This window comes from Chryseobacterium sp. FR048, from assembly GCF_056844665.1.
The window spans coordinates 332,078-343,465 of sequence record NZ_JBXDSE010000003.1; the positions used below are offsets into that span (position 1 = coordinate 332,078).

An 11,388-nucleotide genomic window follows, 5' to 3' on the forward strand; every position below is an offset into this window, starting at 1 on the left:
TCATGAAAACTCTGTTCCTTTTTCTGATTCCGACTGTTTTTGTCACTGCTCAGCAAAAAGCTGTTTCTCCTTTTTCTATTGAGGACTATAAAAACATGAAGAATGAGTATTTGAAAACTGCTGCAGAGAAAAAGGATCAGTTGCTTTATTTAAAAAACACCTATTATTCTACACAAAAACTAGATAGCCTTTTAGTGATCAAAGATCAGATAAAAAGACAATACTGGATCGATAATGGTAAAAAAGCTGAAGAAATTACCAAAGAAAATCTTCAGATGCTCAATGATGAATTTCTCTTACCTCAATCAATTTTAAAAATAAAAAATAATGGTAATATATTTTATCTAATTGATAATGAACCACCTCAGCTTTTTATTGAAACCAAAGATAGAAAATCAATTCAATTCATCTTTGGTGACAGCGATTATACGGAACGTATTCAGGATCATCATTCAAAACTGAGAACTGAAAATTATTACTACCTAAATCATCAGCTGAAAAAAACCAGTACTGTATTTGATAATGTTCGGAATATTGGGGTCGTTCTGGAATATGACAGTTTAGGAAAACTGACAAACAAGGTCGATTGGATAAAAGACTTTCCAATTCCACAAAAACAAATTGAAAGTATTGCCCAAAAAGAAGCTCTGAGCTTTTTATCCAATACCTATAAAGATAATCCTGAATTGATCAGCTTATTTATAAAAACAGATATAAGGGTCAGCAAGATTTTGTATTACTGGAAACAGCCTGCATGGTCCTTTGAATACAGATCTGTAAAAGGTGTCATAGATGCTAAAACAGGGAAACTCATACAAATAAGACAAGAATTACCAGGCGGATGAAAGTTTACATGAAAATATATATCTTTTGGGGGATTATTTTTTCCACTATGTTTTCTGCACAGAGTGAGAAGCATATGGAAGAAGAAAAATTCTTTGTGAACCGTACGGCTATAAGTAAAAAATATGGCACAGTGGACGCTTCCGGACATTGGGTTTTGAACCCTGACCATATCGAAAAGATTTTTGATTATGAACTTAACCTTAAAGATAGCATTTCTGTCTTTCGCCAAAGTAAAGTTTACAAAAACTCAAATATTTTTCTTGGCAGTAAATACGGGCTTAAATCCAGCCAGGGAAAAATTCTAGTTCCTGCTATGTATGATTATCTGATCTGTCAGAAAGGGACATGTGCAGTTTCTGCAGATAACAAAACATATATTATCGATTATCAGAACAATAAAAAGACAGAGGCTTTTGAGGGCCATGTAAAATATTACAGAGATTCTTTGCTCATTTTGGAACAAAAACAGAATCATCATTATGTAAAGAATTTAAGATCCGGGAAACTGGATGGTCCTTTTTATTATGCCAAAATACTTGAGGGAAAAAATATATATTATACCAGTGCCGGAAATAAGAGCTCATTTCACAGGCTCAATGGAGAATTAATCCTGTCATCTGATGATATTTATTATAGGTATGACGACAATTTTTTTGCTGACGACGTCTATATTGCCTATCAGCATCCAAGAATTTTTTTCAAAAACTTACAGGGTAAAATGTTTGCCAGCTTTGATAATATTAAAACAACAAACGGAGAATTCTTTGAGATCTGCCAGCATACCCAAAGAAGTGGTGATAACCATACCTGCGACAGAAAAATAGATTATACCATTTTTGATATTTTGAATGGTTTGGGAGAAATTTATCGTGTAAACGGTGATTACTACAACATTAATATCAATTATCCGGAAAGCAATTATGACCCTGAAAATGTCCCACCAGTAAATATCATACAAAAAAATAAGGAGTACGCTTTTGCCAACACAAAAGGTAATATAATCAGTACATCTTATTCGCTTTTGACACCCTCCTTTGCCAACAACGAAGACACTTTTTACTTCGAAAAAAAAGAAGATGGAAAAACCATCAGTGGGATCATAGAAAATGGTGCAGAAATCTTAAAAACAGATGCCAGAGCAATAGATTTCCATGGAAACCAGATGTTGGTATTCGACAAAAGCCAAAATCAATACAAAATCATTTCTAAAGACGGCGAAATAATTCTTAAGGGTGTTCCAGTACCATTAAAATTTGTCGGGACACCTTTTGAATCAAAAACATATACATTCACAGCCAGTAATTTATTTTTTACGGCAGACAATCAGGGAAAAATAAAACAAACTCAGTTCCAACAGCTCAGCAATTTCTACAAAGGCTATGCTTTTGCATCACAAAAACCTGGAGAAATTCTGATCATCAATGAAAAACTGAAAGTGATGAAAAAGCTTCCCAATCTGAGATTTACAGATGACAGAAGAGAAATAGATTCAAACGGAAACTTAGTCTTTCAAAATCCCAAAAACCCTGCTCATGAATTCCTCATCAACTACAAAGGTGAGGTCATTTTAGATAAGAACAATACAATAATTAAACGCATAAATGATTATCTTTATCGCCTTAATAATACATTTGTAGATAAGGATGGGAAACCATTCTATGATTACGGAGAAAATCAGAAAAACAGCAGAATTTTCAGAAGGAAAAATTATTTTTATATTATGGTAAATCTCAGAGACCGAGCTGCTGATTTCTATTTTTTTGATAATTTTGGAAATTTTTTAGGTAAAGATTTACCTTTATACAAACAACCTATAAAAGAGCGTTAAAATATGAAGATAGCAGCAATAGACATAGGAAGTAATGCCGCGAGACTTCTTATCAATGAAGTAAAGATCAACAATAAAAAACCGGAATTCATCAAACTGAACCTCCTGAGAATCCCTCTGAGATTAGGAATGGATGTATTCACCATCGGGAAAATAGGTCTGGAAAGAGAAAAAATGGTCATCGATTCTATGAAGATTTTCAGCGACCTGATGAAGATCTATAACGTAGACCATTACAGAGCCTGTGCCACCAGTGCTATGCGTGATGCAGCCAATGGAAATGAGATCATCAGCCAGGTAAAAGAAACATCTGGAATCAATATCGAAATCATTTCAGGAGACGAAGAAGCAACCCTGATCTATGAAAACCATGTAGCAGAAGGACTCGACAAAGATTTTGCCTATCTGTACATCGATGTGGGAGGAGGTTCTACCGAGCTTACCTTCTACGAAAACGGTAAAATGATATACGAAAGATCATTCAATATCGGGACCATCCGTCTTCTCAACAATCTGGTGACTACGGACAACTGGAAGGAAATGAAAGAAGAGATCAGAAAAAATATTAACAGCAAAAAGCCAATTGTAGCCATCGGCTCCGGAGGAAACATCAACAAGGTATTCTCAATGAGCAAAACCAAAGACGGCAAACCTATGTCCCTGTCTCACCTTAAGAAAGTCTATAAAGAATTCAATGACCTTTCTGTAGAAGAGAGAATGACGAAATACAGCCTCAGAGAAGATAGAGCCGACGTATTGGTACATGCCCTTAATATTTTCAACAACATCATGTCATGGTCGGATATTAACCGCATCTTTGTGCCGAAGATCTCCGTGGCAGACGGATTGATTCAAAATATTTACAGCCAGTTACAACACAAAAAATAGTTGTAAAAGACAATATTCAGGAAACCGGACAGCTTTTGTCCGGTTTTCTTTTTTAGGAGCTATTACCTGCTTTCCGCTGTATCTTTTTCGCCTTCATCGTTTAAAATCCCAAACAGAAAAAGGATGCCGCTGCAATCAGGGCTAGTATATTCCCCCTTTATTACTATTTGCCATTGCAAATACTGTAACTCAAACAGGAAATCCTGGGATATATCTAAAATCTCCGGAGTTTTCAATTTTTTCGCTGCTAAGTTTCGGCTAAAGCCAATGGAAGTTTTTTTATTTTTTTGGCAGGCGGGCTAAAGCCCGCCCCTATTGATCCAGCCAAGCCAATATTGAAATTTAGCAACAAGATCTTGTATCTTGTATCTTGTATCTTGTATCTTTTTTAAAGTAATTCCCCTACTTCATCCGTCATGCAACTATCAATAGCAAAACAATGAACCCAATCAAAATAATTCTTACAGGCGCTACAGGGATGGTAGGCGAAGGTGTTTTAATGGAATGCCTTGAAAATCCCAATGTTTCAGAAATCCTTAGTATAAGCAGAAAACCGTCAGGAAAAAAGCATCCAAAGCTGAAAGAATATCTGGTGTCTGACTTTTTGTCAATCGATCGTAATGATGAAAATCTGAAAGGATATGATGCCTGCTTTTTCTGCGCCGGAATCAGTAGTGTAGGGATGAACGAAGAAGATTATACCAAAATTACCTACGATACCACGATCCATTTTGCAGAAGCTGTTCTTCATCAAAATCCGGAAATGGTTTTCAATTATGTTTCAGGAGCAAGTACAGACAGTACAGAGAGCGGGAAGCTGATGTGGGCAAGAGTAAAAGGCAGAACAGAAAATACATTGAAAAAGATGAACTTCAAAGGAGCCTACAATTTCAGACCCGGATTTATGAAACCTGTTGACGGCCAATTGAATGTAAAATGGTTTTTCAAACCTTTTATTTGGTTTTTTCCTGTTTTTTTACCGACAAAATCATTAACTTTACACGAAGTAGGAAGAGCAATGATCAATGTCACACACAAAGGATATCCTACAGCAACTTTAGAAATCAGAGATATTAAAAATTTAGCGATATGAGAGACATGTTAAAAAGGATAGTTTTGGTTATTTTTGTACTCTTGCTTCTGACGGCCATTTCAGGATATTTTTATATGCAGAAACATCCGATAGAAGGGAAATCAGACAATATCATCTTAAACTTTTCCGGCAAGTCTGGAAAATAAAGAACTCTAAACATCATTTTGCTCAACAATTATTTCATCTTTTATCAGAAACAAACCTATTTTTTAAACATTTCTTAAAATTCCATTAAAATAGTTGCAAAACATAAAGTTCATTTTTGTATTTATCTAATTGAAATACAAAATGATCAACAACTACCTATTAAAAGGGTCTGTCATTGCCGCATTCTTTTTTCAGAGCGGGCTTTTCGGGCAGACACTTATTCATTACTGGAATTTTAACAACAATACTTCCGAAACTTCTATCACCACACCTTCTTCTACCCTGGTCAATGGCTCTCTTGCCTCGATAGCCGGAGGTACAAGTGTGATTGACTTTGCCAACGGTACCGGACAGAACTTTAATATTGATAATCTTAACGCCAGAAATAGTGATCCATCCGGCACTCACCTGAGGTTCAACAACCCGATTGGAGGCAGCTTACAATTCAATCTTCCTACAACCGGATACCAGAATGTCATGGTAAAGTTTTCTACCCGAAGATCCGCACAGGGTGCCGGAACCCAGATATGGTCCTACTCAACAGACGGAACCACTTTTGTGCAGTATCAGACAGTGAATCCTCAAGATACTAATCCACAGCTAATTACTTTTGATTTTTCGGCTGTTCAGGGGGCTTCCAATAATCCGAATTTTAAATTAAAAGTTGAGTTCACTGCTACCGGAGGAGGAACAGGAGGTAATAACCGCTTTGATAATTTCACGGTAGATGCCACACCTTCGGGAGGAGCAGATACTACTCCACCGACGGTCACTTACCAGCCTGTCAACAACACCAGTAATACCTTAACTTCTGTAAAGCCTACCATAGCCTTTAACGAAAACGTAAGACTGACAGACAATTCTGCAATCAACGATTCTAATGCACAGAACCTTATAGAATTCCGCCTTGGAAATGCTACAGGGACTCCGGTTCCCTTCACCACGACTTTCAGCAATAATACGATTACGGTAATCCCATCTTCCAGTTTAATTCCTGGTCAGATGTATTATGTGGCACTTAAGCCCAATACCGTAGAAGACTTCAGTGATAATGGAGTATCTGCCATTACATCCACAACTTTCACTACCGTAGGAACCACCATCGCTTTAGAGAAAAACTTTATAAAGGTCAATGAAAATGCAGGGACCCTGGCATTGAAAATCAATATCACCAATCCTTCAACAGCCACAGTTGATCTTGTTGTAAAACCTGCTCCATTCAGTACAGCAAACAGCAGCGACTTTACATTGGCCAATCAGACCATCAATATTACCCCTTCCACGACCAGCTACACGGTGAACATTCCTATTATTGATGACACCCTGGAAGAACAACAGGCTGAATATTTCGTGGTGAGCCTTGAAAATCCATCCGGAGCAACGGTTTCCGGGGACAATTCGGCAACGGTTTATATTGTAGACAATGATAAACAGGCTCCTGTTCCTTCCCAACAGATTCAGCTGAATTACATCGGAAGTTTTGATCCTTCGGGAACGAATAACAGCTCTACCGAAATTGTAGTTCACGATCCTTCAACACAGCGTTTATTCACGATCAGTTCCATTACGGATGTTTTTGATATTATTGATTTTAGTACACCTACCACCCCTTCTGTTGTCAAAACAGTAGATATGGCCCCTTATGGAGGGATTACGAGCATTGCTGTGAAAAATGGAATCATTGCAGCAGCCTCTCCAAACACCAACCCTCAGCAAAATGGATCTGTAGTATTCTTCGACATCAACGGAAATTTCCTGAAACAAGTCACCGTGGGAGCTTTACCGGATATGATCACCTTCTCTCCTGACGGAACAAAAGTGGTTACCGCCAATGAAGGTGAGCCTAATGATGCCTATACCATAGATCCTGAAGGGACCATCAGTATCATCGATATATCAGGAGGAATTGGAAATCTTACACAGACCAATGTTACAACTCTTAATTTCAATAATTTTGATAATCAGGTTGCTGCATTAACTGCGACAGGATTACGAAAGGTAAGAACCAATAACACACTTTCTCAAGATCTGGAACCAGAATATGTGACCATCAGTGCCGACAGCCAGAAAGCATGGGTAACGCTTCAGGAAAATAACGCAATCGCTGAGGTTAATCTTGCTACCAAAACTATTACAGGCATCTGGGGATTGGGTAAAAAAGACATGAGTCTTCCAGGGAATGGATTTGATGCTTCAGACAATAACGGCGAAGTTTTAATTGCCAACTGGCCGGTAAAAGCTTATTATGTTCCGGATGCTGTACAGAATTACAAAGTCGGAAACACCCAATATATTGTCACCGCTAATGAAGGTGATGAAAAAGATCTTTCAGGATATAGCGAAAGAACGACTGTAGGAGCCAATACTTATATTTTAGATCCGGCTATTTTCCCTAATTCGGCTGTTCTAAAGGCTTCTCACAACCTGGGAAGATTCAGAGTATCAACCGCGACAGGAAATACAGACGGTGATTCAGATTTTGAGGAAATGGCAGCGTTAGGCGCCCGCTCTTTCTCCATTTTCAATGCAGATACCCAACAAATCGTCTATGACAGTGGAGATCAGTTTGAAAGGTATATTGCAGCGAATCATCCTTTATTATTCAACGTTGATAACGAATCCAATACCGTTAAAAACAGAAGCCGTGCAAAAGGCCCGGAACCTGAAGGGGTAGCTCTGGGAAGCATCAACGGACAGACGTACGCTTTCATTACATTGGAAAGAACCGGAGGGGTTATGGTGTATAATATCACAGATCCTAATAATCCTACTTTCACCGATTACAAACATTCCCGTTCTACTTCAGCATATGGCGGAGACAATGGCCCTGAAGGAATCATCTACATTGCTCCTGAAAATACAACGACCAATAAAGGCTATGTCATCATCGCCAATGAGATCAGCGGAACTCTTTCTATGTATGAAGTGGCAATGCCGGCTACGTTGGGGACTGTTGAAACAAAATCTGAAACAGCAACCTTCAATGTATTCCCAAATCCTGTTCATAAAGGAAATACGCTTTATTTCAACAGAAAGCAGGATTATGAATTGTATGACATGTCCGGAAAGCTGATTGGAAAAGAGAAAAATGCTTTAACAATCAATACTTCTAATCTTTCTGCAGGAGTTTATCTTGTAAAAACCTCAGAAGGACACATCAAGAGGGTGATTGTAAAGTAAGATTATTTTATCATTTAATTTTTTTAGCTCCGGAAAATATCCGGGGCTTTTTTGTTATAAAAATAACTTCACCCATCTTATTAGAAATAAAAAGAAAGCACCAATCATCCGGGAGATTATTGAAAATATTAGGGTGTAAAACTCAACATTTAAGATGATTTAACTTTTCGTTTACCAAACTTAATTTATTTTATCTCTATATTTACCCCAACAAAAACCAAATTCACAATGAAAAATATTAAGACGATAGGCATTCTTGCCCTTCTGTTAGCCGGAACAGGCACTGCATTTTCTCAATCCAGAAAGACAGAATCTACAAAAGGTGTAGAGCAAACTGACGGAAAAACAATACAGGTAGACGGTATTGGGCACAAACTCAATTATACCCTTAACGGCGGAACATTAGAAGTTTCGGGAGGTGATAACACCGTAACAGTAAAAGGAAGTGCAAGAAAAATCGCCGTATCAGGCACTGGCAACAAAGTATACATTGATAAAGTAGACAACGTTACCATAGAAGGAGGCGGCAACACCGTATACTACAGAACTTCAGGAACAAAATCCGGAAAACCAAACGCTTCTCTTACCGGAGTAGGAAATAAAGTAGTGAAACAATAATTTAAAATTAACCATAGATTCTCTGTTCGGATTTGGACTGGATACAGGTAATGAGCCTGAAATTATCACTTTAATAGATCAGGTAAACAACATTGAAGGGTCCTATCCTATTGCCTATAAAAAACTCAGGCTGGCGAATGTTCATAACATTCCCAGCCTGATTTCTGCTATAGAAAGTTCAACTAAAATGTATGAAAACAACGGTTTCATTTATCAACTTGATCAGCAAAACACCATTATTGGCAGCACTTTCATCAGAACATTAAAATAAACAAGTCCAAAAAGAATATCATTCTGACTGGTTTTGTATGGACTCATCCGAAAGGGTATCAAAAGGCTTTGAATATGAAAGCCAACAATGAAATTACCGAAAAGAATATCTGGAAAAACTTCAGAAAAGATGAATTGCAGGGATGGCTTGTAAATGCCTTACATCCCGGAAGAACTGAACCTGTAAAGGAAAATATCAAGATTCAGATTGATGGAAATGAATTTCATAATCTGGATGGTTTTCTCTGCACCCTGGGTGAAGAAATTCATGGTCCGGGAGGATATTTCGGACGTAATTTATATGCATTGTATGATTGTCTAAGAGGAGAATTTGGCGTGAAATCTATTTCTGAATTTACCTGGATTAACCATCAGAGAAGTAAAAAACTATTCAAATCTAAATTCAAAGAAATTATTGAAATATTTGAAGATTGCAAGGTCAAAGTTATTTTAAACTGATCTGTATTTTTCATTGTATTAAAGACGCTTTATAATGTTTTGCAAAACTCAGTAATATGATCAGCCCCATCAATAATAACATCTCTCTTCCGGCTTTCTCTTTTAACTTAAACCAAAGAATCCTTTTAAATATAAACTTCTGCCATAATTCTATAACACCGTGAGCGAGATTCAATCTAATTTTATCCCACGAAATGAAAAGGGTTTTTCACATACTGTTTCTTCTCCTTTATATAGTAGTTTCCTCAGGATTCACTACCAGTAAACACGTCTGTAAAGGAAATGCAAGTGAGATTCATGTAGGACTGAAAAATCTTTCAGAGCTGGACTGCCCAAAATGCAGTGCCAATAAAGAGAAAAACCACAAAGGCTGTTGCAAACTTGAGATCAAAAAGATCTGTAAAGAAGACAATCTTCCTCATTCCTACAAAATTTCTCCGGTAAAATTTCTGTCAGCTTCCATTCCGTATTATAATCTGGGAACGGTATTCGACAACGCTCCTGAATTTGCTTCTGAAAATCACTCTTTTTATTTTGATCCTTCAAAATACCATCTCAACTATCCTTCCCTTTTTATCCTTCACTGCGTTTATAGAATTTAGAATTTTGTTGAATCAAATCATGATCCCTTTTGGGACCACTATTTTTCAATATTAATTCTAAATATATTCTATGAATTTATCATTCAGAGCACTCATCTTATGGCTGGGGTGCCCTGCCCTGTCCTTTGCTCAATTGACCAGCTTAGAGGACGTATTACTGAGAGCAGAAAAAAACTACCAGTCCATCAAAAAAAAGGAAATTTACATCAAAGCCTCACAGGAAAGGCTTCAGCATCAAAAAACATATTATCTTCCGGAAGTTACCTTAATGGCTCAGCAGAGTTTCGGAACCATCAATGCACAGAATGGTCCTATGTACAGCCAAGGAGGTTTAGGAGTGGCTTCTACCTCAATGCCTCTGGCAGAACAGAACTGGAATGCAGCATTCGGAAGTCTGTACCTTGCCAATATTAACTGGAATGTCTACACCTTCGGAAAGCTTACCTCCAAAGAGAATATAGAGGTTGCCGATATGGAGGTTCAGAAAGCAGATCTTTATCAGGAGATTTTTCAGCACCAGATAAAGACTGCGGCAGCCTATTTCAATCTTCTTGTAAGCCAGCGTCTGGAAAGCGTTCAGCGCGAAAATTACAAACGTTCAGAAGTTATATACACCATTGCCAATGCAAGAGCAACAAGCGGATTAATTCCCGAAGTAGACGCCTCTCTTGCCAAGGCTGAAATGTCCAGTGCACAGACGGCAACCATCAATGCCAATGATCATGTACTGGAATATAATAAAAAGCTAGCAGATCTCCTGGTAGAAGACTTTACAGACTATGAACTCGATCATTATTTCAGTAAGAACAGTCCTTATCTGGTACAGGAAACCTCATCTATTGACCATCATCCAAGCACCGTTTTTATTGCACAGAAAATGAATAAAAGCAGAAAGCAGGAAATCCATCTTAATACATTGAAGCTGCCATCAGTTTCTCTTTTTGGGGTATTTCAGGGACGTGGATCCGGTTTTGACTGGAATTACGTTCAGGATAACACTGCCTTTTCACAGTCTTATCTGAAGGGCGTGGGTGTTGACAGAATGAATTATATCGTTGGGCTCAATATCAGCTGGAACCTCACTGATTTTTACAGAACCGGCTTTAAGGTGAATGAACAGAAACTGATCACAAAAGCTTTAGATTTCGATTATCAACAGCTGCAAAAGGAACTGAGCAATCAGCAAAGTCTTTCCGAATCAAAATACAAAAATGCTCTGGCCAAAGTAACTGAATCTAAAATACAGATGCAGGCCGCCACGGATGCCTTTCATCAGCAAAAAGCATTGTATGAAAACGGATTGACCACTATTGTAGACTTCACTCAGGCTCTTTATCTCCTGAACCGTGCGGAAATCAATTATGAAATTGCCCAGAACAATTCCTGGCAGGCCGTTATACTTATCGCTGCTTCAAAAGGCGACATCTCAGTGATCACCAAAGCCATTACCCACTAAC

Annotated in this window: 10 protein-coding genes; all 10 read left to right on the plus strand. The window is 37.8% G+C overall.

What is annotated here, in order from left to right; genetic code table 11:
• The first annotated feature begins 2 nt into the window (after positions 1-2).
• The 10 genes from AC106K_RS10855 (at position 3) to AC106K_RS10900 (ending at position 11,387) form a co-directional block, all read left to right on the plus strand.
• Positions 3-845, plus strand: coding sequence for a hypothetical protein (locus AC106K_RS10855; protein ID WP_482445254.1), 843 nt, complete (start codon positions 3-5; stop codon positions 843-845).
• An 8-nt stretch (positions 846-853) separates the two neighbouring features.
• Positions 854-2,674, plus strand: coding sequence for a hypothetical protein (locus tag AC106K_RS10860; protein WP_482445256.1), 1,821 nt, complete (start codon positions 854-856; stop codon positions 2,672-2,674).
• A gap of 3 nt (positions 2,675-2,677) precedes the next feature.
• The gene (locus AC106K_RS10865) at positions 2,678-3,562 is read left to right on the plus strand and encodes a Ppx/GppA phosphatase family protein (RefSeq protein ID WP_482445258.1); all 885 of its coding nucleotides are present in this window, start codon (positions 2,678-2,680) and stop codon (positions 3,560-3,562) included.
• Between the two features lie 439 nt (positions 3,563-4,001).
• Positions 4,002-4,655 carry an NAD-dependent epimerase/dehydratase family protein gene (locus AC106K_RS10870; RefSeq protein ID WP_482445259.1) on the plus strand — a complete coding sequence of 218 codons (654 nt, stop codon included), beginning with the start codon at positions 4,002-4,004 and terminating at the stop codon, positions 4,653-4,655.
• Positions 4,652-4,801 (plus strand): hypothetical protein, encoded by a 150-nt coding sequence (locus tag AC106K_RS10875; protein WP_482445262.1) that lies wholly within the window; start codon positions 4,652-4,654, stop codon positions 4,799-4,801. The genes AC106K_RS10870 and AC106K_RS10875 overlap by 4 nt, the downstream gene beginning before the upstream one ends.
• A gap of 142 nt (positions 4,802-4,943) precedes the next feature.
• On the plus strand, positions 4,944-7,982 hold the full coding sequence (locus AC106K_RS10880) for a choice-of-anchor I family protein (RefSeq protein ID WP_482445264.1): 3,039 nt from the start codon (positions 4,944-4,946) through the stop codon (positions 7,980-7,982).
• A gap of 228 nt (positions 7,983-8,210) precedes the next feature.
• Positions 8,211-8,600: a DUF3060 domain-containing protein gene (locus tag AC106K_RS10885; protein ID WP_482445266.1), complete on the plus strand. Its 390-nt coding sequence runs from the start codon at positions 8,211-8,213 to the stop codon at positions 8,598-8,600.
• Positions 8,601-8,945: 345 nt separating this feature from the next.
• A complete protein-coding gene (locus tag AC106K_RS10890) occupies positions 8,946-9,329 on the plus strand; it encodes a barstar family protein (RefSeq protein WP_482445268.1) in 384 nt (127 codons plus the stop codon).
• A gap of 194 nt (positions 9,330-9,523) precedes the next feature.
• The gene (locus AC106K_RS10895; RefSeq protein ID WP_482445269.1) at positions 9,524-9,931 is read left to right on the plus strand and encodes an HYC_CC_PP family protein; all 408 of its coding nucleotides are present in this window, start codon (positions 9,524-9,526) and stop codon (positions 9,929-9,931) included.
• A 70-nt stretch (positions 9,932-10,001) separates the two neighbouring features.
• Positions 10,002-11,387, plus strand: a complete 1,386-nt coding sequence (locus tag AC106K_RS10900) for a TolC family protein (RefSeq protein ID WP_482445271.1) — start codon at positions 10,002-10,004, stop codon at positions 11,385-11,387.
• The last annotated feature ends 1 nt before the right edge of the window (position 11,388 follow it).